We start from the raw sequence: 26,685 nt of genomic DNA on the forward strand, positions 1-26,685 counted from the left end.
TCTCCCGGTTGCCCTCCGGTACGGAAGACTGTGGGGCATGGACGACTTCACCCCCGAGCAGGTGGCCCGAGGGCGGGCGCTGCGCCGCGCGCAGGTGCCCTGGGCACTCGGCGGCCGGGCGGCCGGGCTGCTGCTCACCCTCGTGCTCGGGCTCACCCCGGCCGGAGCCGGGCTGGTGACGGCGGTCGGCGGGCTGTTCGGCGGCTCGCGGACGGCCGAAGTGCTGGGCGGGACGGCGGTGCTGGTCCTGCTCGGCCAGGCCGTCGGGCTGCCGTTCACCGCCCGGGTCCGCGCGATCCGTACCGGGTACGGCCTGGTCACCCAGGGCTGGGGCGGCTGGGCGCTGGACGTGCTGCGCGGCCTCGCGCTCACGCTGCCGCTCGCGCTCGCCGCCGTGTACGGCCTGTACGCGCTCACCGAGTGGTCCCCGCAGCACTGGTGGCTGCCCGCCGCCGGGGTGGCGGCGCTGCTGGTGGCCGCGCTGTCCTTCCTCTACCCGCTGCTGGTGGAGCCGGTGTTCAACCGCTTCACGCCGATGGAGCCCGGCCCGCAGCGCAGCGCCCTGCTGCGTCTCGCCGAACGTGACGCGATCCGGGTCAAGGACGTCTTGGTCGCCGACGCCTCGCGCCGCACCACCGCGCTCAACGCGTACGTCTCCGGCCTCGGCGCGACCCGGCGGATCGTCACCTACGACACGCTGCTGCACACCGCCGAGCCGCGCGAGGTGGAGTTGGTGGTGGCCCACGAGCTGGGGCACGTCAAGCACCGCGACGTTCTCACCGGCACGCTGCTCGGCGCGCTGGGCGCGGCCCTCGCGGTCTGTCTGCTCGGCCTGTCGGCGGCCTGGCAGCCGCTGCTCTCGGCGGCCGGGGCACCGGGTGTCGCCGACCCGCGCTCACTGCCGCTGCTGGCCGCCTGCGCGGCCGTGCTGAGCCTGCTGGCCGGGCCGCCGCAGTGCGCGGCCAGCCGCCGGATCGAGACCCGGGCCGACCGGCACGCCCTCGAACTCACCGCCGACCCGGACGGGTTCATCGCCATGCAGCGTCGGCTCGCGGTCGCCAACGTCTCGGACGTGGATCCGCCCAGGCTGCTGGAGCTGCTCTTCGCGACCCACCCCAGCGCGGTCCGCCGGATCGCCGCCGCCCGCGCCTGGAAGCCCTGATCCGACAGGACCACGTTCGGGGCCGCTGATATTCGGGTGGCGCGAACCGGGGTGCGTCGCGGACAATCCGGCCGTCACCGAGGCAAGGAGGACGGCGATGCCGCAGCAAACCCGACCGGAAGCACCAAGCCCTGGCCAGGTGACGTCATGATCCTGGGAAAGATCCAGGCCCTGCGGCGCCACCCGGTGAAATCCCTGCTGGGAGAGGAGATCGTGTCGAGCGAGGTGACCGAGCGCGGGCTCACCGGGGACCGCACGGCGGCGCTGCTCGACCTGGACACCGGCCGGATCGCGAGCGCGAAGAACCCGTACCGGTGGCGTCAACTACTGACATTGTCGGCGGCATTCACCGAGCGGGGAATCCGGATCACCCAGCCCACCGGCAAGTTGCTCTGGAGCGACGAACCCGGGGTGGACGGCGTCCTCTCGGAGCTGCTCGGGCGGCGGGTCTCGCTGATCCACACCCGGCCGCCCGGGGCGACCCTGCTGCGGTCCGTGCCGGAGGAGGTGCTCCGCCACGGCGTCGAGGTCGAAGTCCCGCACGCAGTCGTCGAGTTCGGCAAGGCCGCGCCCGCCGGGACGTTCTTCGACTACGCGCCCCTGCACCTGCTGACCACGGCGACCCTCGACGGGATGGCCGTGCACAGCCCGCGCGGGGTGCTGGGAGCCGCCCGGTACCGCCCGAACCTGGTCATCCGTTCGGACGGCCCGCCCTTCGCGGAGAACGACTGGGTCGACCGCGAGCTGTCCGTCGGGCCCGACCTGCGGATCCAGGTGCTGATACCCACCCCGCGCTGCGCGATGCCGACGCTCGCCCACGGCGTCTTCCCCCCGGACACCCACGCGTTCAGCCTGCCCGACCGGTTCAACCGGATCGAACCCCTGCCCGGCATCGGCCCGCTGGCCTGCGCAGGCGCCTACGCCAAGGTCCTGCGCCCCGGACGCATCAGCCTGGGCGACGTGGTCAAGCTGCTGTAGGCGCACAGACAGGGGCGCGGGGAACTGCGCGAAACCGGAAGGCAACGACCCGCACCTCCCGATGGCGCGCAGGCCCCCCGCACCCCTGATCAGCGCACCTGGCTAACCGCGGACACTCGCAGCCAGCGCAGCGACAAAGCGGTCCGTCGTCCGCTCGTCCCGGACGGCGATCCGCAGCCAGTCCGGCCCGAGTCCGGGGAAGGTGTCGCCGCGCCGGACGGCGAAGCCGGCGTCGCGCAGGCGCTCCCTGACCTCCGCCGCGCCGGGCAGTTCGATCAGCAGGAAGGAGGCGGCCGGTTCGCCGTACGTCCGGACCGCCGGAATGGACCCCAACCCCTTGAGCAGATAGGCGCGTTGCTCGACGGTCGTCCGGGCGGCCAGCTCGGCCTCGGCCAGCGCGGCGGGTGCGCTGCACACCTCGGCGGCGGCCAGTGCGGGGCTGGAGACGGGCCAGAGCGGTTGCGCCGTCGCCAGTTCGGCGATCAGTGCGGCGGGTGCGAGGACGTAGCCGATCCGCAGGCCGGCCAGGCCCCAGGTCTTGGTCAGGCTGCGCAACACCACCACCCGGCCGGGGAGTTCGCGTACCGAGGCCAGGGACTCGGTCTCGCCGGGGAGGGTGTCCATGAAGGCTTCGTCGATGACCAGGGTCCGGCCGGGCCGGGCCAGGGCGGCGAGTTCGGCGGCGGGGTGGACGACGGAGGTCGGGTTGGTGGGGTTGCCGACGACCACCAGGTCGGCCTCGGGCGGCACCGCCCCGGGAGTGAGCCGGAAGCCGTCCTGCGGCGAGAGCAGTACGCGGTGGACGGTGTGTCCGGCGTCGCGCAGCGCGGCCTCGGGCTCGGTGAACTGGGGGTGCACGACAACCGCGTGCCGTGGTCGGAGAGTTCGGGCCAGCAGGACGAACGCCTCCGCCGCGCCGGAGGTCAGCAGCACCTCGTCCACGGGCCGCCGGTGCCGGGCGGCGACGGCGGCCCGCGCGGCCGAGCCCTCGGGGTACGCGGCGAGGCCGGTGAGGGTCGCGGCGAGGTGCTCGCGCAGCCAGGTGGGGGGAGTTCCGGTCCGTACGTTGACCGCGAGGTCCACCAGGCCGCCGCTGTCGCGGACTTCGGCGTCGCCGTGGTGGCGGAGGTCGGGCTCGGTCGGCACGTGCGTACTCCAGGGTTGGCTGAGACGGGCTATCGCGGCAGTGGCCCGGGCCGACTTCCGCTTGCGGACGACCAGTTGCCCGCCGTCACCGGCGCCGAGCAGGGCGGCCGCCTCGGCGACGCTCGGCGTCCTGACGGCGGCCAGCACCCTGGGGGACGGGTGCGGTACGGGGACGGCGGCCAGCGCCGCCGCCGGGTAGCCGGTCAGCGGCACCCCGAGCAGCCGGGCCACCGTGCGCAGGGCGGGTTCTTCGCTCTTGGTGTCGACGGTGGCCAGCCGGCAGACGTCCGGGCGCGACAGCCCCGCCGCCGCGAGCGCCGCGTCGACCAGCTCGAGCACCTCGCGGGCCGGCACACCCCGCCCGGCACCGACCCCCACCACGACTCCCAACGGGCATCCCTCTCACGTACGGACCAAGTCCCGGAATCCCACCACGCCCCCGACAGCCCGGGCAAGCGGCCACCGAAGAAGGGACGCGCGAAGCCGGCACCCGCCTACCTCGGCCGGAACCCACCCGGCGCGGTGACGTCCGACGGCCGGTGCCAGGATGTGCCTCCGAACCCTGGAGGGATCATGGAGTCGGTCTCCGACGAACAACTGCTGCCGGACGAAAAACTGCTGTGGACGGGTAGACCGGGGCGGGTGCCACCCGGAGCGGACAGACGGACCGGGATCGTGGTGCTGCTCGTGGTCCCGGTCGTGGTCGCCCTCATGGTGCTGACGGTCCTGATCGGGCATGGCACGTCCTGGACCGCGAAGGCCGCACGGGGACTCCTCCTGCTCGCCGGAGCGGCCAATTTCGTACGGGTGGCCTGCCACCTGGTCTGGACCCTGCCGGCGGCCCGCCGCCTTGAGGTGTATCGGATCACCGACCGGCGGGTGCTGGTCACGGGCACCACAGGGACGGCCTCATGGTGGCTGGACGGCCTGGCCGAGCCGTTCCTGAACGGCCGTGACCTGCTCTTCAAGGCCCCGAGTCACCGCAGCCCGTTCGAACTCGTCGCGTCCCGGTTCCGGCCCGGCGTGGACGGCGGGCGGTGCCCCGAGCTCCGCGCGCTGCCGGATGCCGAGCGTGCGTGGCAGGTGGCGGCCGAGGCGCGCCGCGCCATGCTGGACGGAGTCGTCCGGCCGCACCGGACGGACGTCCACCGGGGCGAGCTGCCCCCGGCGGTCGAGCTCGCGGCCGGGGAGCAGGTGCTCTGGACCGGGCGCCCGGCCCGGGTCCGCTGGTGGTACGGCTCCGCCGACCTGCTGGACTCCGGGTACGGGGTCCTGTTCGTGGTGATGTCGCTGCTGTTCGCCGCGCAGGGCCCGGCCGTCCTCTCGATCGGCGCAGGAGGCGTCGGAACGACCCTCGGGCTCGGCCAGGCGGTGGGCAGTGTCCTGCTGCGCCGCGCACGGGTCACCCGTTCGGTGTACGTGCTGACCAACCGCCGGCTGATCGCCACCTGGCACGTCGGCCGGACCCGCCTGGTCGAGGCGAGGCTCACCGCGCTGCGCCCGCCGGCCGTGCTCGACGGCGACCTGGTGACCGAACCGGCTGCCCCCGGCCCGGCGGCGCGCGGATTCGGCGTGATCGGCTGGCCCCTGGCGTACGACGGCACCCCGGCCCTGATCGGCCTCGCCGACCCGCGCGAGGCGCTGCTCGCCGTCACAGCCGCCCAACTCGCCTACCGCGCACCGCTGCCCGGGCCCCGGCAGCCCCAGCCGGTGCCGGAGGACGACGCCTGGTCCCGCTGGGACTGACGTCGAACTCCCGCCGGCTGTGGGTGAGCGGGTCGCCCGGTATGACAACTCGGCCGGGAGAGTGGCTGTCCCGGCGTGTGCCCCGGCCGCACGAGCGGTACGGCCCTGGGGCACGGCAGGGTCGCACCATACTGCCGCGATCCGAGAGGCCGCACCATGGCATCACCGACTGGCCAGCTCTCCCCCTCCTCGTCGCCCAAGCACGCCCTGCGCCGCGAAGTCGGGCTGATCGGCCTGCTCTGGGCCTCGGTCGGTGCGATCATCGGTTCCGGCTGGCTGTTCGGCGCGGAGAAGGCCGCCAAGGCGGCCGGGCCCGCCGCGCTGCTCTCGTGGGGCATCGGCGCGGTGGCGATCATCCTGCTGGCCCTGGTGCACGCCGAGTTGGGCGGGCTCTTCCCGGTGGCGGGCGGGACGGCCCGCTACCCGCACTACGCCTTCGGCGGCTTCGCGGGCATGTCCTTCGGCTGGTTCTCCTGGCTGCAGGCGGCGACCATCGCGCCGATCGAGGTGCAGGCGATGATCGGCTACGCCCGGCACTGGTCCTGGGCCGACGGCCTCCAGCACCCCGCCAACGGGACCCTGACCAGCTCCGGCTTCGCCGTCGCGGTCGGCCTGCTCGCGGTCTTCGTCGCGATCAACTTCCTCGGCGTCAAATGGCTCTCGCACACCAACAGCGCGGCCACCTGGTGGAAGGTGGCCGTCCCGCTGCTCACCATCTTCGTGTTCGCGGTGAAGGAGTTCCACGGCAGCAACTTCAGCTCGCAGGGATTCGCGCCGTTCGGCGCCCGGGGCGTGCTGTCGGCGATCAGTACCAGCGGGGTCATCTTCGCGCTGCTCGGCTTCGAGCAGGCGATCCAGTGGGCCGGCGAGAGCATGCACCCGCGCCGGGACATCCCTCGCGCGGTGCTGGGCTCGGTGCTGCTCGGCAGTCTGATCTACATCCTGCTCCAGGTGGTCTTCATCGGCGCCCTGCCGACCTCGTCCTTCGCCGGGGGCTGGGACAAGCTCACCTATGCCGGGATCAGCGGCCCGTTCGCGGGCCTGGCGACGGTCATCGGGCTGGGCTGGCTGGCCAGCATCCTCTACATCGACGCGATCATCTCGCCCTTCGGCACGGGCCTGATCTACATCACCTCCAGCTCCCGCATCACGTACGGGCTGAGCCGCAACGGCTACGCCCCGCAGACCATGCAGGCCACCGACCGCCGCTCCGTCCCCTGGATCGGCCTGATCGTCGCCTTCGTGGCCGGTCTGCTCTGCTTCCTGCCCTTCCCCAGCTGGCAGAAGCTGGTCAGCTTCATCACGTCGGCGGTGGTGCTGATGTACGCCGGTGCCCCGCTGTCCTTCGGGGTGCTGCGCAAGCGGCTCCCGGCGCTGGAGCGGTCCTACCACCTGCCGGCCGGATCGGTGATCTCGCCGGTGGCGTTCGCCGTCGCCAGCCTGGTGATCTACTGGGCGGGCTGGGACACGCTCTGGCGGCTCGGCGTGTCGATCCTGCTCGGCTACCTGCTGCTCGGCTCCTACGCCGCCTACGCGCAGGCCAAGCGGCTGCCGGTCGCTCCACGGATGGACTTCAAGGCGGGCCAGTGGCTGCCGGTCTACCTGATCGGCATGGGTCTGATCTCCTGGCAGGGCCAGTTCGGCGCCGGAGCCAAGCTGAACCTGCCGCTCTGGTGGGACATCGTGGTGATCGTGGCCTTCTCCCTGGGCATCTACTACTGGGCGATGCGGGTGGCCCTGCCGGTGGAGGAGATCGAGCGCAACATCAGGGGCGTCGAGGTCGTGGACGAGCTCAGCTGAGCCCGGTGCCCGCCACGGTTACCGTCGGCTCGTGCCGGACCGGGAAGTTGACGGAGTTGGCGATGAAGCAGGACCGGTGCGCGTCGGTGTGCAGCGTGACGGCCCGTTCGGCCATCGACGCCTCGGCGACCTCGATCCGGGGCCGCAGCACGGCCTCGGTGAAATGACCGCCGTCGGCCGTCTCCGCCATCGTGCCCACCGGCTCGTCGACGTACGAGGTGACGACGACGCCGTTGACCGAGCAGTAGTGCAGGTACCAGAGCAGGTGGCACTGCGAGAGCGAGGCGAGCAACAGCTGCTCGGGGTTCCAGCGCGTCGGATCACCCCGGAAGGACGGGTCCGAGCTGCCGGGGATGGCCGGTCGGCCGTCCGCCGACACCTCGTGGGCGCGCTCGTAGGAGCGGTAACCGCTGGTTCCACTACCGGTGTTGCCCGTCCAGGTGACCTGGGTGGTGTACGTGTGGAGCTTGGGCGGTGTGATCACGGGAGAAGTGTACGAGAGGCCGCCTCGCCCACCAGCCGCTCGGCCAGCTGCGGTGCGCCCGCCCAGTGCAGGTGCAGGTAGGAGGCGTGGACGGAACCGCTCGCGAAGCCCTCGGTGCGTGGCCCGGCGGGCCCGCGCCAGGCCCAGGCGGGCTGCTCGCCGGCGCCGGGCTCGCAGACCGTACGGTGGAACTCGTGGCCCCGGACCCGGGTGCCCGCTGCCGCAAGGACGTTGTCGCCGAGGGCGACGGCCTCGCGGTAGCCGAGGGTGAGGCGTTCGGTCATCCGGGCGGTGGTCTCGAGCACGCCGCACATCGGGACGCCGTCCAACTCCCGTCCCAGGTAGAGCAGTCCGGCGCACTCCGCGCTCACCGGCGCGCCCGAGGCGGCGAGTTCGGCGATCGACGCGCGCAGCGACGCGTTGGCGCTCAGCTCGGAGACGTACATCTCGGGGAACCCGCCCCCGATCACCAGGCCCGCGACGTTCTCCGGCAGCGCCGGGTCGTGCAGCGGGTCGAACGGGACGACCTCCGCGCCCGCCGCCGCCAGCAACTCGGTGTTCTCCGCGTACGAGAACGAGAACGCCGCCCCCGAGGCGAGCGCGATCCGGGGCCGTCCGGCCACCGGCGTGACCTCCTCGGCGGCCGACCAGGCCGGGCCGGAGAGCGGCGGTGCGCTCCGGGCGAGCGCGAGCACGGCGTCCAAGTCGACCGAGGCGCCGACCAGTTCACCCATGTCCCGGACGGCCCGCAGAGCGTCTGCCGAGCGCTCGACGGCCGGGATCAGCCCGAGGTGCCGGGACGGCGTGGCGACCGACGCCGTTCGCCGCACCGAGCCGAGCACCGGGATGCCCGAGCCCTCCTCCAACGCCTCCCGCAGCAGCTCCTCGTGCCGGTCCGAGGCGACCCGGTTGAGGATCACCCCGGCGAGCCGCACCTCCGGGTCCCAGGAGGCGAAGCCGTGCACCAGCGCCGCCACTGACCGGGACTGCGAGGAGGCGTCGACCACCAGCACCACCGGAGCGCGCAGCAGCTTGGCGACATGCGCCGTCGAGGACAGCTCACCCCGCCCGGCCGCTCCGTCGAACAGCCCCATCACGCCCTCGACCACCGCGACATCGGCCCCGGCGGCGCCGTGCAGGAAGAGCGGCGCGATCCGCTCCGGCCCGCACATGAAGGCGTCCAGGTTCCGCCCGGGCCGCCCGGCGGCCAGCCCGTGGTAGCCGGGGTCGATGTAGTCCGGGCCGACCTTGTGCGGCGAGACGGCCAGGCCCCGGGCGCTGAGGGCGGCCATCAGCCCGGTGGCGACGGTGGTCTTGCCCGCACCCGAGGAGGGTGCGGCGATGACGAGACGGGGGATGTTCAACGGGTTCAACAGGATCAGCTGCGCTCTACCACTCGATACCGCGCTGGCCCTTGCGGCCCGCGTCCATGGGGTGCTTCACCTTGGTCATCTCGGTGACCAGGTCGGCGAGTTCGGTGAGCGGCTCCTTGGCGTAGCGGCCGGTGATCACCACGTGCTGGCTGCCGGGGCGGTCCTTCAGCACGGCCACCACCTCGTCCACGTCGACCCAGCCCCAGTGCATGGGGTAGGTGAACTCGTCCAGCACGTAGAAGCGGTAGGTCTCGGCGGCCAGATCGCGCTTGACCTGCTCCCAGCCCTCCTTGGCGGCCTCCTCGCTGGAGATCTCCGCCTCGGTGGAGCGCTGGACCCAGGACCAGCCCTCGCCCATCTTGTGCCAGGCCACCGTGCCGCCCTCGCCGGACGCGCCGAGGACGCGCAGCGCGTTCTCCTCGCCGACCTTCCACTTGGCGGACTTCACGAACTGGAACACCCCGATCGGCCAGCCCTGGTTCCAGGCCCGCAGCGCCATCCCGAAGGCGGCGGTGGACTTGCCCTTGCCGGGGCCGGTGTGCACGGCGGTGATCGGCAGCGTGCGGCGCTGACGAGTCGTCAGACCGTCGTCGGGGACGGTCTCGGGGATACCCTTCGGCATGGCTCAGGCTGCCTTTCGGTTGGCGTGGGCGGGGCGGTGCGCGTGCACCAGAGCGGCGACGCCTTCGGCGCGCAGCTCGTCCAACGTGACGGCCGGGCCGCCGAGTTGAGCGGCCAGCGTACGGGCCAGGCCGAGCCGCACCGGGCCCGCCTCGCAGTCCAGCACCACGCTGGCCAGCCCCTGCCCGGCGAGCAGCCCGGCCGCCTGTCCGGCGCGCTCCAGCGCGTCGCGGCCGCCGGTGGCCCGCCCGTCGGTGACGACGACCAGCAGCGGACGGCGGTGCGGATCACGCATCCGCTCCACCCGCAGCACCTCGTGCGCGCGCAGCAGACCGGCCGCGAGCGGCGTACGGCCGCCGGTCGGCAGCTGCTCCAGCCGGGCAGCGCCGACCTCGACCGAGGAGGTCGGCGGCAGCGCCAGCTCCGCGCCGGAGCCCCGGAAGGTGATCATGCCGATCTTGTCGCGGCGCTGGTAGGCGTCCATCAGCAGCGACATGACCGCGCCCTTGGCGGCCGTCATCCGCTGCCGGGCCGCCATCGAACCGGAGGCGTCCACCAGGAACAGCACGAGGTTGGACTCCCGGCCCTGCCGTACTTGCTCCCGGAAGTCGTCCCGGCGCAGCACCAGCGCGCGCGAATCCCGCCCCCGGGCGACCTGGTGCGGCGCGGCGGCCTGCAGCGTCGCGCTGAGGTGCAGCCGGGTGAGGTGGCCCTGCGGCTGCCGGGCCCGGATGGTGTGCCCGCCGTCCGTCTCGGCGGGGGAGCGGCGCCCCTGGGCGCCCTTCCCGGTGCCGGGCACCTTGAACAGCTTGGTTCGGTACGGCTCCCCGGCGGCGGCCACGGGGGCCTTCGCGGGCCCGCCCTGCTGTGGGACCGTCCCGCCGGGCTCGTCGGAGGGGTCGGCCGCGCTGCCGTCAGGGGCGTCGGGGGTGTCCCCGCCGCTCGGCTCGGGGGCGCCGCCGCCGTTCGGGCCGTCATCGTCGGGGCCGTCCGAGGGGTCCTCGCCGGAGTGCTCGTCCAGGGTCCGGTCGAGCTGCTCCTCGTCCAACCCGGGTGCGTCGAAGGGGTTGCGGCGACGCCGGTGCGGCAGGGCCAGCTGCGCGGCCTTGCGGACGTCCTCCTCCAGCACCTCCGTCCGCCCGTTCCAGGCGGCCAGCGCGACGGCCGTGCGGGCCATCACGATGTCCGCGCGCAGCCCGTCCACCTCGAACGCCGCGCATACGGCGGTGATCTGACGGAGTGCCACATCACTCAGCTCCACCTGCGGAAGCAACTCCCGGGCGGTGGTGATCCGTTCGGCGAGCTCCTGCTCCTCGGCGGCGAACCGCGCGGCGAAGCCGTCCGGGTCGGCGTCGTACGCGAGCCGGCGCCGGACCACCTCGGCGCGCTCGGCCGGGTCCCGGGTGGCGGCGATCTCCACGGTCAGCCCGAACCGGTCGAGCAGCTGCGGCCGCAGCTCACCCTCCTCCGGGTTCATCGTGCCGACCAGCAGGAAGCGCGCCGCGTGCCGCACCGACACGCCCTCGCGCTCGACGTACGACCTGCCCATCGCGGCGGCGTCCAGCAGCAGGTCCACCACGTGGTCCTGGAGGAGGTTGACCTCGTCGATGTAGAGCACGCCCCGGTGCGCCTTGGCCAGCAGGCCCGGCTCGTACGCCTTCACGCCCTCGGCGAGCGCCCGCTCCAGGTCCAGCGAGCCGACGATCCGGTCCTCGGAGACGCCGACCGGCAGCTCCACCAGGTACGCGGGCCGGTCGTCCTGGGCGGAGACCTCGTGCGGACCGTCCGGGCACTGCGGGTCGGTGGAGGCGGGGTCGCAGGCGAACCGGCAGCCGGGGACGGTGGCGATCGACGGCAGCAGCCCGGCGAGCGCGCGGACCATGGTCGACTTGGCGGTGCCCTTCTCGCCGCGTACGAGCACTCCGCCGACGGCGGGGGAGACCGCGTTGAGCAGCAGCCCGAGCCGCAGGTCGGCCATGCCGACGATCGCGGTGAACGGGTATCGGACGTCACTCATCAGTTCTCCAGAGGCCGGGGCGCGCCCGGCGGTACGAACGGCAGCCCGTCGCCGGGCACCCCGCCCTCGATCAGCTTCCACAGTGCGTCGGTGTCGGCGTGTTCCTCGATCAGGTCGCCGAGCCGGTCGAGGCGTTCCTCCCGAGCCGCCGCGAACGAGGTGTCGGGCGCCGGGACGAACGCCCGTCCCGCGAGCTCGGCGACCTCGCGCAGCAGCGCGCGCCGGAAGCCGTCGTTCTCCAGCGCGCCGTGCCAGGTCGTCCCCCAGACCGCGCCGACGCGGCAGCCGTCCAGGAAGGCCGTGCCCCCCTCGACCTCCACCACGCCGTGGTGGATCTCGTACCCCTCGACCCGCTCGCCGTACGCCTCGCCGACCGGCCGGGTGAGCACCTTCTCCCGCCCGAACACCACCCGGGTCGGCAGCAGTCCGAGACCGGCGACCGTGCCGGCCCGGGACTCGACCTCGTCCACGATCTCCCGGCCGAGCATCTGGTACCCGCCGCAGACCCCGAGCACCGGCCGCCCGTCCGCCACCCGCGCGCGCAGCGGTGCCTCCAACCCGCGCTCGCGCAGCCACGCCAGGTCGGCCACCGTCGCCCGGCTGCCGGGCAGGATCACCAGGTCGGCGTCGGCCAGCTCCTCGGGCCGGGTGGCCCAGCGGACCAGCACGCCCGGCTCCTGCGCCAGCGCGTCCAGGTCGGTGAAGTTCGACAGGCGCGGGAAGCGCACCACGGCCACCCGCAGCACGTCCGCGCCGACGGGCCCGCGTACGTCGCCGCGCTCGACCACCGTCGTGAGGTCGAGCGAGTCCTCGGCGTCCAGCCAGAGGCCGGAGAGCATCGGCAGCGTGCCCAGCACCGGACGGCCCGTCAGCTCGCGCAGCATCTCCAGGCCGGGGGCGAGCAGCCGGGCGTCGCCCCGGAACTTGTTGACGAACCAGCCGGCCACGTGCCGCTGGTCCTCGGCGGAGAGCAGCGCCAGCGTCCCGAACATCGCGGCGAAGACCCCACCCCGGTCGATGTCGCCGACCACCACCACTGGCAGCTTCGCGGCCACGGCCAGGCCCATGTTGGCGATGTCCCGGTCCCGCAGGTTGATCTCGGCGGGCGAGCCCGCACCCTCGCAGATCACCACCTCGTACCGCTGCCGCAGGTCGGCCAGGCACTCCAGCGACCGTTCCAGCAGGACGGGCTTGCGCTCGCGGTAGTCCAGCGCCCCGACCTCGGCCACCGCCTTCCCGAGCAGCACCACCTGGCTCCGCCCGTCGGCCCCCGGCTTCAGCAGCACCGGATTCATCGCCGCCTCCGGCTCCACCCGGGCCGCCGCCGCCTGCATCGCCTGCGCCCGGCCGATCTCGGCGCCGTCGGCTGTTACGAACGAGTTCAGCGACATGTTCTGCGCCTTGAACGGCGCCACCCGCACACCCTGCCGCGCCAGCCACCGGCAGATCCCCGCCGTGACCACACTCTTTCCCGCATCCGAGGTCGTCCCAGCGACCAGCAGAGCCCCACTCATACGTTCCTCTTCCCAGTGCAGTCGGCCAGCCACAACCAGGGGCGCGAGGCTCTGCTCATCAACTGCGTGCGCGAAACGGAAGGAACGGTGCCGTCACGTCCAATCCGCCCAAGCACCCTCGCACCGACCGTCACAGCAAGGGCCAGCAACCCCACCCGGCGGGACAACGTACAGGCCCGCTCGATGTCGTCGACCGAGACAGCCCGCAGCTCCGCGCCCAGCACCGGCCGGTGCTCGACCCGGTCCCCGTACGTGAGCGTGCCGCCCAGCCGGACGCCCAGCGCACCAGCGAACGCGGACTCCGCCTGGCCCGCGTTGGGGCTCGGGTGCGCGGAGCCGTCGCGCCGCCAGACCCGCCAGGCCGTACGCGGCTCGGGCGCCGCCGTGACCGTCAGCAGCGCGGTGAGCCGGGCGCCGGGCCAGCCGGCCACGTCGTCCAGGCGGGCCGAGGCCCAGCCGAAGCGGTGGTGGCGCGGTGAGCGGTGGCCGACCATCGCGTCCAGGGTGTTGACGGCGCGGAAGGCGAGCAGCCCGGGGGTGCCGGCGATGGCCCCCCAGCAGAGGGCGTTGACCACCGCGTCGGCGGTGTTCTCGGCGACCGACTCGACCACGGCGCGGGCGATCTGCGCCTCGTCCAAGGCGCTCGGGTCGCGTCCGCACAGGTGCGGCAGCCGCTCGCGGGCCGCGCTCAGGTCGTCCGCCCGGAGCGCACGGCCGATGGTGCGCGCCTCCCGGGTGAGCGACGCGCCGCCGAGCACCGTCCAGGTCGCGGCAGCGGCCAGGGTCGCCCGCCCCGTCCAGCTACGCCTGGCGGTCCGCTCGGCGAGCAGCGCGCCGGCCGCGACGGTGCCTACGCAGATCGTCGTGTAGAGGGCGCCGACGGCCCGGTGGTCCCGCCAGAGCCGCTGCTCCAGGCGGCTCGCGGCGGTGCCGAAAGCGGCCACCGGGTGGCCGCGCCGGGGGTCGGCGAAGCGGGCGTCGGCCAGGTAGCCCGCGAGCGTACCGAGCGCGAGGGCGGAGCCGCGGCTCAACGCGCGCACGGCGCAGCGGTGGCAAGCGGTCCGGTGGCGAGTGGTCCTGGTGCGAACGGTCGGGGCCCGACCGGGGCAGCCTGCATGGCGTGCGTGTCCTCACTCAGGGTCCGCGCCCTGGATCGACGTACCGGGGGCGAGAGTCTCCTGGCTTCCGGGCCGGCCCGCGTGGGGCGTGCTCCCGGTGACAGTGGCGGGACCGCGCCGGATTCTCACCGGCTTCCTCTGCATGCCTCCGTTTGGCTGAAGGATCCCACCACGGGGCTCGGCCGGGAGTCAACAACGGGCCCGGAGGGCTTGGTCACACGTCGTGCCCGCTGACACGCCGACAGAACCTGGGACGGGGCGAGCGCTACTCGCGTAGCTTGGCAGCCTGTCGATGGTCCGTCACTACCTCCGAGTAGAAGGCCGATTCGAACAAGGTCGCTTGTGGAATCCTACAAGTGCCACTCGGGGGCGACTGCCCGCCTTCGTGCATTCGGCGGGTGTGGGCGGTATGGGCACCCCCGTACGGTCACTTGACATGCGACGCAGACAGCCCGGTCCCCCTCCCGTGCCCTTCTCCCCGACGGCCGCCCGGGCGCACCGGGTCGGGCTCGGCCTGACCCCGGAACAGGTCGCCGACGGGATGGCGGCCCACGGCATCCGGCTGCTGCCCGGGCACGTCATCGGCTGGGAGAGCGGCGAGATCCGCCCGACCGAAGAGGAGCTCATCGCACTCTCCCGGGCCCTCTGGTGCCCCCCGGCCCAACTGATGGGCACCCGCCCGGCCAGCCTGCGCGACTTCCGGGTGGCCCGGGAACTGACCGTGGAGCAGGCGGCCCGCAGGATCGGCATCGCCGTGTCGGTGTACGAGAAGGCCGAGGCGACCGGCAAGTGGGCCGGTGACACCGAGCAGTCGTACGCCCTGGCGCACGCCCTCGGCCTGAGCCTGCGCGCACTGCTGTACGTGACCAACCGTCAGGACGAACTGGACCTCCGGCTGCGGAGCTGCGTCGACGGGCGCTGGCAGGCCCAGCTGAAGGTGATCGCCCGCCTGGTGCCCGTCCCCCGCGAGCTGCTCTCGGAGACGCTGGCCGTCCTGCAGAGCGAGTACCTGGTGCCGATGCACTGGGGCACCTCCGCGCCCGTCGCCGAACAGCCGCCCGCCAAGCCGCTCGGCCAGCGCTTCTGGGAGCTGCTCTCCCAGCACGAGACCGACATCCCGGTCTGACCGGTCCGACCCGCCGGGTCCGACCCGGCCTCCTCGTACGGGCTCCTCCCACTGGCACGGCAGGCCCACAGCCGGTGGACTGGGAACGTACCGTCCGCAATCGGACACCGTCTCGTCAGCTGTACCGGGGAGCGTCATGCGTTGGGGAACCGCCGCGATCGTCGCGGCCGCCACCGTCGGGACCGGAGTGGCCGTCCTGCTGCTCGGTCGCAAGGTCTCCGAGCGGGTGGTCCACCTGGAGGGGGCCGAACCCGCCGCCACCGTCGCCCTGCGCGTGCATGCCCTGGGCGCCGGCCGGGTCACGCTCAGCCGCACCCCGGAGACCGCCCGCCCGGGCCGCTACGCCCTGGAGTGGGGGCGCGACGGGCACGCGGTCATCGGCGAGATCCTGCGCACCGACGTCCAGACCGTCACCCGTCGGCTGGAGCGCGCCGACAGCGGCACGCTCGACGTCGGTACGGAGGTCCGGCTGACCCCTCGGGTGTACCTCGGCAACCCGGAGTCGGCCCTCGGTCTGGAGTACATCGAGACCGCGTCCGACGGCGAGCTCGGCTCGCTCCCGGCCTGGTACACCGCCGGTGTGCGCGGCACCTGGGTGGTCCTGGTGCACGGGCCGGGCGCCGACCGCTCGCAGGCGCTGCCGGTGCTGCCGGTGCTGAAGTCGCTGCTGCTCCCGACCCTCACCGTCACCTACCGGGGCGACGAGGGTGCGCCGGCCTCGCCCGACGGGCTCGGGCACTTCGGTGAGACCGAGTGGCGCGACATCGAGGCTGCCATCCGGCTCGCGCTGACCAGTGGCGCCGGGAAGGTGATCCTCTACGGCTGGTCGCTCGGCGCCACCGTCGCGCTCCAGGCGGCCGCGCGCTCGGACTGGCGCGAGTCGGTCGCCGGACTGGTGCTGGACTCCCCGGTCCTCGACTGGCCCGCCACGGTCCGGCAGGAGGTCGTCCGCTCCGGCGTGCCGGCGCCGCTCGCCGGGCTCGGCGCGCTGGCCGCACAGGGCCGCGCCAAGGTCGACCTGGCGAGCTTCGCCCGGCTCGCCGACGGTGCGGACCTGCACGCGCCCACGCTGTTGCTGCACAGCCCGGCGGACGACTTCGCCCCCTACGCGGCCGCCGAGCGCCTCGCGCACCTCCGGGAGGACGTGGTGAGCCTGCACCCCGTCGCGGGCGCCGACCACGCCGCCCTCTGGAACGCCGACCCGGCCGGCTACACCGAGACCCTGCGCCGCTGGCTCACCCCGCTGCTCTGAGCGTCCTGCTCCGAGCGCCATGGCTGTCGTGGTCATGCCATATCGGCCCTGGTGAGAGCCCGGTTTGCGGGGGGTTGCCCGATCTCTGCCCGCCCCGGGCGCCGGACTCCGGAAGATGCACCTAAGTCGATGTGACAGATGGCCCGTGCACGGGGAAGACTGCACGGCGTGACGTCTCGGAACCCGCGCGACCGTGATGCCCCGCCCCCGCCGACGATCGGTGCCGGTGCGACGGTGACCCGTCTGCCCGGTACGGCCCGCCGTGCCGACGGCGCCCGCCCGGCCGATCCCCTCGCAGCCCGCCGCCGTACCCCCGCCGCCAAGCCGGGGCGCGGGCGCGTACCCATGCCCGACGGCTTCCCGGCGCCCGCCGAGCTGGCACCGCCGGCCCGGCGGATGCTGGCCGACGCCGTCCGGATCGCGCGCTGGGCGGGCGAGCTGGAGCGGGTCGACAAGCGTGGCGAACTCCTCCCCGAGGACGCCCGCGCCGCCGGCCGCGCCCTCGCCATGACCGTCCCCGCCGCCGCCAGGGCCTGGGGCCAGGCCCTGCTGGTCGGGCTGGTCGAGGCCCGCGACGGCGGCGCCGCCCCCGGCTGGCGCCTGCACGCCTGGGAGCACGACGACGAGGCCGTCGTCCGGGGCTGGTCCGCGCTCTTCGACGCCTGGACGCTGCTCGCCCCCGTACCGCCCGCCGCGCTGCGCGGCGTCTTCGCGGTGCTGGCCGGGCAGGCCGTCGACCAGGCTCCGCAGCTGCTCTCCTTCCTGCACCTGGTGGACGGACCGGTCCCCGACAGCGAGCTGCTCGAACTGCTCCGCCGGGGCCTGGACGAGCGCCGCCACGGCGCCGGCGCCGGGGCCGGCGCGCTCTCCCCGGTCCCGCACGCCGCCTCGGCCGTCTCCGCCGTGCGCGGCACCTGCCGCGAGCCGCAGATCGACACCCCGCACGCGCTCTCCGACGTCGCCGCCGTCCTGGACTGGATGCTGGACGGACTGGCCGCCGTCGGCGCCGTCATCCGCCAGGGCGAGGCCGCCGAGCTCTCCTCCCTGGGGCACTGGGCCGTCCGCGCCAAGCTGGAGGAGATCTGCACGGTCGCCCAGACCGCCGCCGGGCACATCGAGCAGAGCGCCCTGGAACTGCTGGACGCCTGCGCCAACTACTCACCCGGTCCCGCCCGCGCCGAGTACCGCGCCTGGGTCGCCGCCCGCCCGGTCGACCGGGCCGTCGCCGAGCTGCTCGACGCCGCCCAGGGCGAGGACGCCCTGCTGCGCGGCCTCGCCTTCGAAGCCCTGCGGGTCGCCGGGGGCACCGCCGAGCAGGCCGTCCGCGCGGCCGTGGACGAGCCTGTACTGCGCCCGTATGCGCTGCTCTGGCTCGCCGAGCAGTCGGACGAGGGTGGCTGCGCGCCGGCCGACGTGCTGACGGCCGAGGACGCCGCCTGGCTCTGGGTGGACACGGCCGCCGCAGTCCTCGACCACGGTGAGACCGAACTCCTGGTCGGCCACGTCGAGGGAGCCTCGGCGGGCGAGCCCGTCCGGCTGTTCAACCGGGCCCGCCAGTCCGGCCACCCCCGCGCCGCCTCCGTCCTCACCGCCGTGGCAGGCGTCCACCCCGACCCGGCCGTCGCCCGGGCGGCCCGCCGCAGCGCCTTCAGCGTCCACCGGGGCGGCGGCGCGTAGCGCTTGTCGCAAAAGCGAAGGGCCCGGATCCGTCAGGATCCGGGCCCTTCGTCTTCTGTACTCGGGTCAGCAGCCCTGGTCAGCAGCCCTTGGACTCCGCGCGGCGGGCGCGGACGTCGCCGACCTTCTGGCCCACCTTGCGGCGGATGACCAGCAGGGGTGCCATCGCGGCCAGCGTGATCTGGGCGATCGCGCCGATGTGCATCAGGGTGTCACCGCCGGGCAGACCGGCCGCCCAGGCCGCCAGGCAGCCGATGCTGACCACGATCCAGCAGAGCGTGGCGGTGGCCAGCAGGCCCTGCGGCTTCGGGTACTCGATCCGGCTGACCATGAGGTAGGCCACGCCGAAGATCATCGCGAGGCCGAGCAGCAGCGGCGGGTCCAGCAGCACGATGGCGATCACCGTCATGGCGCCCATCGGGCACGGCATGCCCTGGAAGACCCCGGGCCGCATCTTCACGGTCGAGAACCGGGCCAGCCGCAGCACGACCGCCAGCAGCACGGTCAGCGCGATGAGCGCCGAGAGCTGCTGGTTGCTGTCCGGTGAGACGATGCCCCAGACCGCGACGAAGTAGGCCGGCGCGATACCGAAGCTGATCAGGTCGGCGAGGTTGTCGAGCTCGGCGCCCAGCGCCGAGGAGCGCAGCTTCCGGGCCACCAGGCCGTCGAACAGGTCGCACATCGCACCGATCAGCAGCAGCGTCACGGCGGTGGCCGCGCTGTTCCGGTTCGGGGAGTGGGACTCCCCGGTGATGTGCGGCATCAGGACCCCGGTGGTGATCGAGTAGATCGCCAGGAAGCCGCAGACGGCGTTGCCCAGGGTCAGGAAGTCGGCGGTGGAGAGGTGCTGGGGCGAACGCGGAGCGCGGAGCTCGCGGTCGCGGGCCCAGCGGCGACGACGTAGGTCCGTCTCGTCGTCGTCCCCCAGACCGACCAACGTCTCAGGATCAGTCACGGTCAAGGCGCGTCACCCCGGCAGTGGTCTTCTGGCCGACCTCGACGCCGACCTCGACGCCGACCGGCAGGTAGGTGTCGACGCGGGAACCGAAACGGATCAGCCCGACCCGCTCGCCCTGCTCGACCTTGGTGCCGGCGTCCATGTACGGCACGATGCGGCGGGCCACGGCCCCCGCGATCTGTACCATCTCGATGTCGCCGAGCTCGGTGTCGAAATGCCACACGACCCGCTCGTTGCGGTCGCTGTCCTTGTTGAACGCCGGGACGAAGCCACCGGCGATGTGCTCGACGGACGTCACGGTGCCAGGCAGCGGCGCGCGGTTGACGTGCACGTTGAGCGGGCTCATGAAGATCGCCACGCGAGTCCGGCCGTCCGGCCAGGCGTCGATGCTCTGCACCACACCGTCGGCGGGCGAGATCACTCTGCCCGGGCCGATCTCACGCTCGGGGTCGCGGAAGAACCACAGCATGCCCGCGCTCAGCGCACAGGCCGGTACCGCCGCCACGGCCCACTTGCCGCTCCGCCTGGTGAGGGCGGTGGTGAGCGCGGCGGTGGCCAACGTGGGGACGAACCAGGGGGTTGCTCCGCGAGCGATGGTCACGCGCGGGCGCCGACCGGCCACCGGGGTGGCGAGGACATCGCCATCCGGAACGGAGGTGTGAGGGGACGGGCTGATGGGCATCGAAGACCTTAGTCGCGGGGGATCATGGCCGCTGGACGGGGGCCACCGCGGGGATCGAGTGAAAAGAGACGGCTGCTGTCCCGGTGGATGCTATCGGGACCAGGCGGTAGGTGGGCAAGCCGCCTGCATGTTCAGGTGTCCTGCGCGGTGCCGATCTATGCCTGCTATGTATACGACCGTAGCTCGGGCGCTCCGGTTCCCCAAGGGGTCCGGCGAACTGCGTGAGCCATGTCTCAAACCGAACGCAGTTGACCGGGTGGCACGGGTGGTCGAAGCCCGACTCGAGCCGGGCCGGAGCCTGGTTCGAGCGTGGCCGAAAACAGGTGTGCGGGGGCGGCCGCAGGGCGCGTACCTCTCGATACGCGCCCTGCGGCTCTCCCCGTGCCCCCGCACCGCTCCCCACGGCTGACCAGGCCGGGGATCATCACGGTGGCGGCGGCGGTCGGAGGCGGACCCGCACGCCCGCCTCCAGGCTTGGGGCGTCCGCCGGTAGGGGGCGGACGCTCTCGGACCGACCGGTACATGGTGGGTGGGGCTGCCAATGCCGGTCAGTCTTAAAATGATCGGTGGGCCGGCCGGTGACCTACTCCGCGAGGCGGTACTCCTCCAGCAGGCGGCGACCCACGATCATCTTCTGGATCTCCGCAGTACCTTCACCGATCAGGAGCATCGGAGCCTCGCGGTAGAGGCGCTCGATCTCGTACTCCTTGGAGAAGCCGTAGCCGCCGTGGATGCGGAAGGAGTCCTCCACGACCTCCTTGCAGTACTCGGAGGCCAGGTACTTCGCCATCCCGGCCTCGAGGTCGTTGCGCTCGCCGCTGTCCTTCTTGCGGGCCGCCATCACCATCATCTGGTGTGCCGCCTCGACCTTGGTCGCCATCTCGGCCAGCTTGAACTGGATCGCCTGGTGCTCGCAGATCTTCTTGCCGAAGGTGGAGCGCTGCTGCGCGTACGAGATGCCCAGCTCGAAGGCGCGGCGGGCGACGCCGCAGCCACGGGCCGCGACGTTGACGCGGCCGACCTCGACGCCGTCCATCATCTGGTAGAAGCCCTTGCCGGTGACGCCACCGAGCACACGATTCGCAGGGATACGGACGTCCTGGAGCACCAGTTCGGTGGTGTCGACGCCCTTGTACCCCATCTTCTCGATCTTTCCGGGCACGGTGAGCCCGGGGACGGTCGGGTTCGGACCGAACCCGGGCGTCTTCTCGATCAGGAAGGTGGTCATGTTCTTGTAGGGGGTGCTGCCGCCCTCGTCCGTCTTGCAGAGGACGGCGACCAGGGTGGAGGTGCCACCGTTGGTCAGCCACATCTTCTGGCCGTTGAGGACGTACTCGTCGCCGTCCTTGACGCCCTTGGTGGAGATCGCGGCGACGTCGGAACCGAGGCCGGGCTCGGACATCGAGAAGGCGCCACGGATCTCGCCGGCCGCCATCCGGGGCAGGAAGTACTCCTTCTGCTCCTGGGTGCCGTGCGCGTTGATCATGTGGGCGACGATGAAGTGCGTGTTGACGATGCCGGAGACCGACATCCAGCCACGGGCGATCTCCTCGACCACCAGCGCGTACGTCAGCAGGGACTCGCCGAGCCCGCCGAACTCCTCGGGGATGGTCAGGCCGAAGAGGCCGAGCTGCTTCATCCCCTCCACGATGGCGGTCGGGTACTCGTCCTTGTGCTCCAGCTCGGTGGCGACCGGAATGATCTCCTTGTCGACAAAGTCCCGCACGGTGGCGAGGATGTCCCGCTGGATCTCGGTGAGGCCGTCGGTCTGTGCGAGGCGTCCCATCGTGCGGCTCCAGAACTAGAAGTAAGGGTGGGGAGTTGTGGGGGCTCCACGAAGCGTGACTTCCGTGGAGCCCCCGTGACCGGTGAGGAGCCGATGACGGCGGCGCCTCGGCCGGGGTCTTGGGAAGAGCCGGGCTCTGTCCTGCTGGACTACTGGGAGAGCGGCTCCGGGCGGCCGGGCTGCTCGCCGCCACGCGCCTTGATGTACGTCTCGGTCGGCACCATCACCTTGCGGCGGAAGATGCAGACGACCGTGCCGTCCTGCTTGTAGCCCTTGGTCTCGACGTAGACGATGCCGCGGTCGTCCTTGGACTTGGACGGCCACTTGTCGAGCACCACGGTCTCGCCGTACAGGGTGTCGCCGTGGAAGGTCGGTGCGATGTGCCGCAGCGACTCGATCTCCAGGTTGGCGATCGCCTTGCCGGAGACGTCCGGGACGGACATGCCGAGCAGCAGCGAGTAGATGTAGTTGCCGACCACCACGTTCTTGCCGAAGTCGGTGGTCTTCTCCGCATAGTTGGTGTCCATGTGGAGGGGGTGGTGGTTCATGGTCAGCAGGCAGAAGAGGTGGTCGTCGTACTCGGTGACGGTCTTCCCGGGCCAGTGCTTGTAGACCGCGCCGACCTCGAACTCCTCGTAGGTGCGTCCGAACTGCATGGCGTCAGGCCCCCGGGATCTCGAACTTGGTGGTGCGCTCCATGCCGGCGGCCCGGCCCTTGCCCGCGATGACCAGGGCCATCTTGCGGCTGGCCTCGTCGATCATCTCGTCGCCGAGCATCGCGGAGCCCTTGGCGCCACCGGCCTCGGAGGTGCAGTAGTCGTAGGCGTCGAGGATCAGCTCGGCGTGGTCGTAGTCCTCCTGCGAGGGCGAGAAGATCTCGTTCGCGGCGCCGACCTGGTCCGGGTGCAGCACCCACTTGCCGTCGAAGCCCAGCGCGGCGGCGCGGCCGGCCACCTCGCGGTAGCCCTCGTTGTTGCGGATCTGCAGGTACGGGCCGTCGATCGCCTGCAGGTCGTGCATCCGGGCGGCCATCAGGATGCGCATCAGGATGTAGTGGTAGGCGTCCGCCGGGTAGCCGGGGGGCTGCTGGCCGACCACCAGGGTCTTCATGTTGATCGAGGCCATGAAGTCGGCCGGGCCGAAGATGATCGTCTCCAGCCGGGCGGAGGCGGCGGCGATCTCGTCGACGTTCACCAGGCCCTTGGCGTTCTCGATCTGCGCCTCGATGCCGATCTTGCCGACCTCGAAGCCCATGGTCTTCTCGATCTGGGTGAGCAGCAGGTCGAGCGCCTTCACCTGGGTCGCGTCCTGGACCTTGGGCAGCATGATGCAGTCCAGGTTCGGGCCGGCGCCCTCGACTACCGTGATCACGTCCCGGTACGTCCAGTGGGTGGTCCAGTCGTTGACCCGGACGACCTTGGTCTTCTTGCCCCAGTCGCCGTTGTTCAGGGCGTCCACGATGTTGTGGCGGGCGCTCTCCTTGACCAGGGGGGCGCAGGCGTCCTCCAGGTCGAGGAAGACCTGGTCGGCGGGCAGGCCCTGGGCCTTCTCCAGGAAGCGCGGGTTGCTCCCGGGGACGGCGAGACAGGAACGGCGGGGGCGGAGCCGGTTGACGGTAGTCATAGGGGTGGTTCGTCCTTCCGGGTCAGCTGGTAGCGGCGGTGGCCGCGGCCCAAGGCTGGAGCCTGTTGGCGAGCCGGATCTCGTCGACGATCCGGCCGATGATGGTGGTGATGCCGAAGTCCTTCGGGGTGAAGACGGCGGCGACGCCGGCGGCCTTCAGGGTCTCGGCGTCCGCTGCCGGGATGATGCCACCGACGATCACGGGGACATCCTCCACCCCCGCGCGGCGCAGCCGGTGCAGAACGTCCGGAACCAGCTCCGGGTGGGCGCCGGAGAGGATCGACAGGCCGACGCAGTGCACGTCCTCGGCGACGGCGGCGGAGACGATCTGTTCGGGCGTCAGTCGGATGCCCTGGTAGACCACCTCGAACCCGGCGTCGCGGGCCCGGACGGCGATCTGCTCGGCGCCGTTGGAGTGCCCGTCCAGGCCGGGCTTGCCGACCAGCAGGCGGAGCTTGCCGACGCCGAGCTCGGCTGCGGTGGCCGCCACCGCCTCGCGGACGGCGGCCAGTTCGCCGCCCGGCTCGGCCGCCACCGCGACCGGGGCGCCGCCGACGCCGGTGGGCGCGCGGTACTCGCCGAAGACGTCGCGCAGGGCGAAGGACCACTCTCCGGTGGTGACCCCGGCGCGGGCACAGGCGAGGGTGGCGGGCATCAGGTTGTCGGTGGTGAGGGCCGTCGTCTTGAGCTGCTCCAGCGCCGTCTGCACGGCCGGCTCGTCGCGCTTGCCGCGCCACTGCTGAAGGGCGGTCAGGACGGACTGCTCGGAGGCCGGGTCGATCACCATGATCGCGGCGTCGAGGTCGGCGGTGAGCGGGCTCTCCTCGGTGGTGTCGAAGCAGTTCACCCCGACGATCTTGTCCTCGCCCGACTCGATCCGGGCCCGCCGGGCGGCGTGCGCGGCCACCAGGTTGGACTTCAGGTAGCCCGACTCGACGGCCGGAATCACCCCGCCCATCTCCAGCACCTTGGCGATCTCGGCCTCCGCGCCGGCGAGCAGCTCGGCGGTCTTGGTCTCGATCACCTCGGAGCCGTTGAAGATGTCGCCGTACTCCAGCAAGTCCGACTCGTAGGCCAGCACCTGCTGGATGCGCAGCGACCACTGCTGGTCCCACGGCCGGGGCAGGCCGAGCGCCTCGTTCCAGGCCGGCAGCTGGACGGCCCGGGCGCGGGCGTCCTTGGAGAGCGTGACGGCGAGCATCTCCAGCACGATCCGCTGGACGTTGTTCTCCGGCTGGGCCTCGGTCAGGCCGAGCGAGTTGACCTGGACGCCGTACCGGAAGCGGCGCTGCTTCTCGTCCTCGATGCCGTAGCGCTCGCGGGTGACCTTCTCCCACAGGCGGGCGAAGGCGCGCATCTTGCACATCTCCTCGACGAAGCGGACGCCCGCGTTCACGAAGAAGGAGATCCGGGCGACCACCTCGCCCATCCGCTCGGCCGGCACCTGGCCGGAGTCACGGACGGCGTCCAGCACCGAGATCGCGGTGCACATCGCGTACGCGATCTCCTGGACGGGGGTGGCCCCGGCCTCCTGCAGGTGGTAGCTGCAGATGTTGATCGGGTTCCACTTGGGGATGTTGGCGACGGTGTACGCGATCATGTCGGTGATAAGGCGCACCGAGGGGCCGGGCGGGAAGACGTGCGTCCCGCGCGAGAGGTACTCCTTGACGATGTCGTTCTGGGTGGTGCCGGTGAGCTTGGTGATGTCGGCACCCTGCTCCTCGGCGACCACCTGGTACATCGCCAGCAGCCACATCGCGGTGGCGTTGATCGTCATCGAGGTGTTGGTCTGCTCGAGCGGGATGCCGTCGAACAGTGCCCGCATGTCACCCACATGGCCCACCGGGACGCCGACCCGGCCGACCTCGCCACGGGCGAGGATGTGGTCCGAGTCGTACCCCGTCTGAGTCGGCAGGTCGAAGGCCACCGACAGGCCGGTCTGCCCCTTGGCGAGGTTCTTCCGGTAGAGCGCGTTGGAGTCGGCCGCGGTGGAGTGGCCCGCGTAGGTACGCATCAGCCAGGGCCGGTCTTTTTGACGCGTCATCAGATGTCCCTGAAGCGGTTGATGGCCGGGAGGTGCTTCTCGCGCAGCTCGGTGTCGCGCACGCCCAGGCCTTCACCCGGAGCCAGGCAGAGCACGCCGACCTTGCCCTGGTGCTTGTTGTGGTGCACGTCCAGCGCGGCCTGGCCGGTCTGGTCGAGGGTGTAGACCTTGGAGACGGTCGGGTGGATCTTGCCCTTGGCCACCAGGCGGTTGGCCTCCCAGGCCTCGCGGTAGTTGGCGAAGTGCGAGCCGACGATCTTCTTCAGCGACATCCAGAGGTACCGGTTGTCGTACTGGTGCATGAAGCCGGAGGTGGACGCGCAGGTGACGATGGTGCCGCCCTTGCGGGTGACGTAGACCGAGGCGCCGAAGGTCTCGCGGCCCGGGTGCTCGAAGACGATGTCCACGTCCTCGCCGCCCGTCAGCTCGCGGATCCGGCCGCCCAGGCGCTTCCATTCGCGCGGGTCCTGGTTGTTCTCGTCCTTCCAGAACTTGTAGCCCTCGGCGCTGCGGTCGATGATCGCCTCGGCGCCCATCGCCCGGCAGATGTCGGCCTTCTGCTCGCTGGAGACCACGCAGATCGGGGTGGCGCCGCCGGCCAGCGCGTACTGGGTGGCGTACGAGCCGAGCCCGCCGCTCGCGCCCCAGATCAGCACGTTGTCGCCCTGCTTCATCCCCGCGCCGTTGCGGCTGACCAGCTGCCGGTAGGCGGTGGAGTTGACCAGGCCGGGGGAGGCGGCCTCCTCCCACGTGAGGTGGGCGGGCTTGGGCATCAGCTGGTTGGTCTTGACCAGCGCCAGCTGGGCCAGGCCGCCGAAGTTGGTCTCGAAGCCCCAGATCCGCTGCTCAGGGTCCATCATCGTGTCGTTGTGGCCGTCGGAGCTCTCCAACTCGACGGAGAGGCAGTGCGCGACCACCTCGTCGCCCGGCTTCCAGGCGTTGACGCCGGCGCCCGTCCGCAGAACCACGCCCGCCAGGTCCGAACCGACCACGTGGTACGGCAGGTCGTGGCGCTTGGTGAGCGGCGACAGGCGGCCGTACCGCTCCAGGAAGCCGAAGGTGGAGACCGGCTCGAAGATCGAGCTCCACACGGTGTTGTAGTTCACGGCGCTGGCCATCACGGCGACCAGGGCCTCGCCCGGGCCGAGCTCCGGCAGGGCGACGTCCTCGAGGTGGAGGGACTGGCGTGGGTCCTTGTCGCGGCTGGCGAGGCCGGCGAACATCTGCTCCTCGTCCTTGTGGAGCGTGACCGCCCGGTAGGACTCCGGCAGCTTCAGCGCGGCGAAGTCCGCCGAGGTGCTGTCGGAGCTGAGGATTGCGTCGAGGATTTCCTTCATGGCTGCCTCCGAAGGCGTACCTGTGTGAGGGGGGCACAGGGCGTCTGGGGGAGCCGGGCGCGGACACCGGCTTCGCTGTCGGTCTGAGTGAGTGAGTCGATCTGGGTGGATCTGGGCCTGCGCGACGAGTGGTGGTGTCGCACCCGACACGGCGCGCCGAGGTGGGGAGCCGCGGCGCCGCGACTGGTGAGTAACAAGGTAGTGGCACCCTGTGCCACTCGTAAAGACACTGGGTGTCATC

The 26,685-nt window shown here is 72.2% G+C and carries 21 protein-coding genes and 1 riboswitch; of the genes, 7 read left to right on the plus strand and 14 right to left on the minus strand.

What is annotated here, in order from left to right; translation table 11 throughout:
• The first annotated feature begins 37 nt into the window (after window positions 1-37).
• Window positions 38-1,162, plus strand: a complete 1,125-nt coding sequence (locus P3T29_RS20460) for a M48 family metalloprotease (RefSeq protein ID WP_280717983.1) — start codon at window positions 38-40, stop codon at window positions 1,160-1,162.
• Between the two features lie 147 nt (window positions 1,163-1,309).
• Window positions 1,310-2,140, plus strand: coding sequence for an MOSC N-terminal beta barrel domain-containing protein (locus P3T29_RS20465; protein WP_280717984.1), 831 nt, complete (start codon window positions 1,310-1,312; stop codon window positions 2,138-2,140).
• A gap of 102 nt (window positions 2,141-2,242) precedes the next feature.
• Here the strand turns inward: P3T29_RS20465 and cobC are convergent, their stop codons facing one another.
• A complete protein-coding gene (gene cobC / locus P3T29_RS20470; RefSeq protein WP_280718054.1) occupies window positions 2,243-3,667 on the minus strand; it encodes an Rv2231c family pyridoxal phosphate-dependent protein CobC in 1,425 nt (474 codons plus the stop codon).
• Between the two features lie 192 nt (window positions 3,668-3,859).
• Between cobC and P3T29_RS20475 the strand changes: the two genes are divergently transcribed.
• Together P3T29_RS20475 and P3T29_RS20480 are read left to right on the plus strand one after the other, a co-directional pair.
• Window positions 3,860-5,032 carry a hypothetical protein gene (locus P3T29_RS20475; protein WP_280717985.1) on the plus strand — a complete coding sequence of 391 codons (1,173 nt, stop codon included), beginning with the start codon at window positions 3,860-3,862 and terminating at the stop codon, window positions 5,030-5,032.
• Between the two features lie 156 nt (window positions 5,033-5,188).
• Complete coding sequence (locus P3T29_RS20480; protein WP_280717986.1) at window positions 5,189-6,832, plus strand: APC family permease; 1,644 nt, start codon at window positions 5,189-5,191, stop codon at window positions 6,830-6,832.
• Here the strand turns inward: P3T29_RS20480 and P3T29_RS20485 are convergent.
• From P3T29_RS20485 to P3T29_RS20510, 6 genes are read right to left on the minus strand one after another with little or no spacing between them, the layout of a single operon-like run.
• Window positions 6,825-7,316 (minus strand): OsmC family protein, encoded by a 492-nt coding sequence (locus P3T29_RS20485; protein ID WP_280717987.1) that lies wholly within the window; start codon window positions 7,314-7,316, stop codon window positions 6,825-6,827. The two genes, P3T29_RS20480 and P3T29_RS20485, sit on opposite strands and share 8 nt — an antisense overlap.
• Window positions 7,313-8,689 (minus strand): cobyrinate a,c-diamide synthase, encoded by a 1,377-nt coding sequence (locus P3T29_RS20490; protein ID WP_280717988.1) that lies wholly within the window; start codon window positions 8,687-8,689, stop codon window positions 7,313-7,315. The genes P3T29_RS20485 and P3T29_RS20490 overlap by 4 nt, the downstream gene beginning before the upstream one ends.
• 16 nt (window positions 8,690-8,705) lie before the next feature.
• Complete coding sequence (gene cobO, locus P3T29_RS20495) at window positions 8,706-9,311, minus strand: cob(I)yrinic acid a,c-diamide adenosyltransferase (RefSeq protein ID WP_280717989.1); 606 nt, start codon at window positions 9,309-9,311, stop codon at window positions 8,706-8,708.
• Between the two features lie 3 nt (window positions 9,312-9,314).
• The gene (locus P3T29_RS20500) at window positions 9,315-11,327 is read right to left on the minus strand and encodes a putative cobaltochelatase (RefSeq protein ID WP_280717990.1); all 2,013 of its coding nucleotides are present in this window, start codon (window positions 11,325-11,327) and stop codon (window positions 9,315-9,317) included.
• On the minus strand, window positions 11,327-12,841 hold the full coding sequence (locus P3T29_RS20505) for a cobyric acid synthase (protein WP_280717991.1): 1,515 nt from the start codon (window positions 12,839-12,841) through the stop codon (window positions 11,327-11,329). Before P3T29_RS20505 ends, P3T29_RS20500 begins: the two co-directional genes overlap by 1 nt.
• On the minus strand, window positions 12,838-13,881 hold the full coding sequence (locus tag P3T29_RS20510) for a cobalamin biosynthesis protein (RefSeq protein ID WP_280717992.1): 1,044 nt from the start codon (window positions 13,879-13,881) through the stop codon (window positions 12,838-12,840). Before P3T29_RS20510 ends, P3T29_RS20505 begins: the two co-directional genes overlap by 4 nt.
• 131 nt (window positions 13,882-14,012) lie before the next feature.
• A riboswitch (cobalamin riboswitch) is annotated at window positions 14,013-14,099 on the minus strand.
• A 296-nt stretch (window positions 14,100-14,395) separates the two neighbouring features.
• Between P3T29_RS20510 and P3T29_RS20515 the strand changes: the two genes are divergently transcribed.
• From P3T29_RS20515 to P3T29_RS20525, 3 genes are all read left to right on the plus strand, one after another.
• Window positions 14,396-15,085, plus strand: coding sequence for a helix-turn-helix transcriptional regulator (locus P3T29_RS20515; protein ID WP_280717993.1), 690 nt, complete (start codon window positions 14,396-14,398; stop codon window positions 15,083-15,085).
• Between the two features lie 136 nt (window positions 15,086-15,221).
• The gene (locus tag P3T29_RS20520; protein WP_280717994.1) at window positions 15,222-16,337 is read left to right on the plus strand and encodes an alpha/beta fold hydrolase; all 1,116 of its coding nucleotides are present in this window, start codon (window positions 15,222-15,224) and stop codon (window positions 16,335-16,337) included.
• Window positions 16,338-16,505: 168 nt separating this feature from the next.
• Window positions 16,506-18,014, plus strand: a complete 1,509-nt coding sequence (locus P3T29_RS20525; RefSeq protein WP_348532848.1) for a hypothetical protein — start codon at window positions 16,506-16,508, stop codon at window positions 18,012-18,014.
• A 79-nt stretch (window positions 18,015-18,093) separates the two neighbouring features.
• Here the strand turns inward: P3T29_RS20525 and pssA are convergent, their stop codons facing one another.
• The 7 genes from pssA to ccrA form a co-directional block, all read right to left on the minus strand.
• Window positions 18,094-18,975 carry a CDP-diacylglycerol--serine O-phosphatidyltransferase gene (gene pssA, locus P3T29_RS20530; protein ID WP_280717995.1) on the minus strand — a complete coding sequence of 294 codons (882 nt, stop codon included), beginning with the start codon at window positions 18,973-18,975 and terminating at the stop codon, window positions 18,094-18,096.
• Complete coding sequence (locus tag P3T29_RS20535) at window positions 18,962-19,654, minus strand: phosphatidylserine decarboxylase (protein ID WP_280717996.1); 693 nt, start codon at window positions 19,652-19,654, stop codon at window positions 18,962-18,964. Before P3T29_RS20535 ends, pssA begins: the two co-directional genes overlap by 14 nt.
• A gap of 583 nt (window positions 19,655-20,237) precedes the next feature.
• On the minus strand, window positions 20,238-21,440 hold the full coding sequence (locus P3T29_RS20540; protein ID WP_280717997.1) for an acyl-CoA dehydrogenase family protein: 1,203 nt from the start codon (window positions 21,438-21,440) through the stop codon (window positions 20,238-20,240).
• 149 nt (window positions 21,441-21,589) lie between these two features.
• Window positions 21,590-22,096, minus strand: a complete 507-nt coding sequence (locus P3T29_RS20545) for a MaoC family dehydratase (RefSeq protein WP_280717998.1) — start codon at window positions 22,094-22,096, stop codon at window positions 21,590-21,592.
• A gap of 4 nt (window positions 22,097-22,100) precedes the next feature.
• Window positions 22,101-23,063 (minus strand): CoA ester lyase, encoded by a 963-nt coding sequence (locus P3T29_RS20550; RefSeq protein WP_280717999.1) that lies wholly within the window; start codon window positions 23,061-23,063, stop codon window positions 22,101-22,103.
• A 22-nt stretch (window positions 23,064-23,085) separates the two neighbouring features.
• A complete protein-coding gene (locus tag P3T29_RS20555) occupies window positions 23,086-25,110 on the minus strand; it encodes a protein meaA (protein ID WP_280718056.1) in 2,025 nt (674 codons plus the stop codon).
• A complete protein-coding gene (gene ccrA, locus P3T29_RS20560) occupies window positions 25,107-26,444 on the minus strand; it encodes a crotonyl-CoA carboxylase/reductase (RefSeq protein ID WP_280718000.1) in 1,338 nt (445 codons plus the stop codon). The genes P3T29_RS20555 and ccrA overlap by 4 nt, the downstream gene beginning before the upstream one ends.
• Between the last annotated feature and the right edge of the window lie 241 nt (window positions 26,445-26,685).

The sequence above is a fragment of the Kitasatospora sp. MAP5-34 genome (assembly GCF_029894335.1).
Classification (GTDB): domain Bacteria; phylum Actinomycetota; class Actinomycetes; order Streptomycetales; family Streptomycetaceae; genus Kitasatospora.

What these genes read in the sequence shown, in the direction of transcription:
- P3T29_RS20460 (WP_280717983.1), top strand. Translation starts at nt 38, where the DNA reads ATGGACGACTTCACCCCCGAGCAGGTGGCCCGAGGGCGGGCGCTGCGC.
- P3T29_RS20465 (WP_280717984.1), top strand. Translation starts at nt 1,310, where the DNA reads ATGATCCTGGGAAAGATCCAGGCCCTGCGGCGCCACCCGGTGAAATCC.
- P3T29_RS20475 (WP_280717985.1), top strand. Translation starts at nt 3,860, where the DNA reads ATGGAGTCGGTCTCCGACGAACAACTGCTGCCGGACGAAAAACTGCTG.
- P3T29_RS20480 (WP_280717986.1), top strand. Translation starts at nt 5,189, where the DNA reads ATGGCATCACCGACTGGCCAGCTCTCCCCCTCCTCGTCGCCCAAGCAC.
- cobO (WP_280717989.1), bottom strand. Translation starts at nt 9,311, where the DNA reads ATGCCGAAGGGTATCCCCGAGACCGTCCCCGACGACGGTCTGACGACT.
- P3T29_RS20500 (WP_280717990.1), bottom strand. Translation starts at nt 11,327, where the DNA reads ATGAGTGACGTCCGATACCCGTTCACCGCGATCGTCGGCATGGCCGAC.
- P3T29_RS20505 (WP_280717991.1), bottom strand. Translation starts at nt 12,841, where the DNA reads ATGAGTGGGGCTCTGCTGGTCGCTGGGACGACCTCGGATGCGGGAAAG.
- P3T29_RS20515 (WP_280717993.1), top strand. Translation starts at nt 14,396, where the DNA reads ATGCGACGCAGACAGCCCGGTCCCCCTCCCGTGCCCTTCTCCCCGACG.
- P3T29_RS20520 (WP_280717994.1), top strand. Translation starts at nt 15,222, where the DNA reads ATGCGTTGGGGAACCGCCGCGATCGTCGCGGCCGCCACCGTCGGGACC.
- P3T29_RS20535 (WP_280717996.1), bottom strand. Translation starts at nt 19,654, where the DNA reads ATGCCCATCAGCCCGTCCCCTCACACCTCCGTTCCGGATGGCGATGTC.
- P3T29_RS20540 (WP_280717997.1), bottom strand. Translation starts at nt 21,440, where the DNA reads ATGGGACGCCTCGCACAGACCGACGGCCTCACCGAGATCCAGCGGGAC.
- P3T29_RS20545 (WP_280717998.1), bottom strand. Translation starts at nt 22,096, where the DNA reads ATGCAGTTCGGACGCACCTACGAGGAGTTCGAGGTCGGCGCGGTCTAC.
- P3T29_RS20550 (WP_280717999.1), bottom strand. Translation starts at nt 23,063, where the DNA reads ATGACTACCGTCAACCGGCTCCGCCCCCGCCGTTCCTGTCTCGCCGTC.
- ccrA (WP_280718000.1), bottom strand. Translation starts at nt 26,444, where the DNA reads ATGAAGGAAATCCTCGACGCAATCCTCAGCTCCGACAGCACCTCGGCG.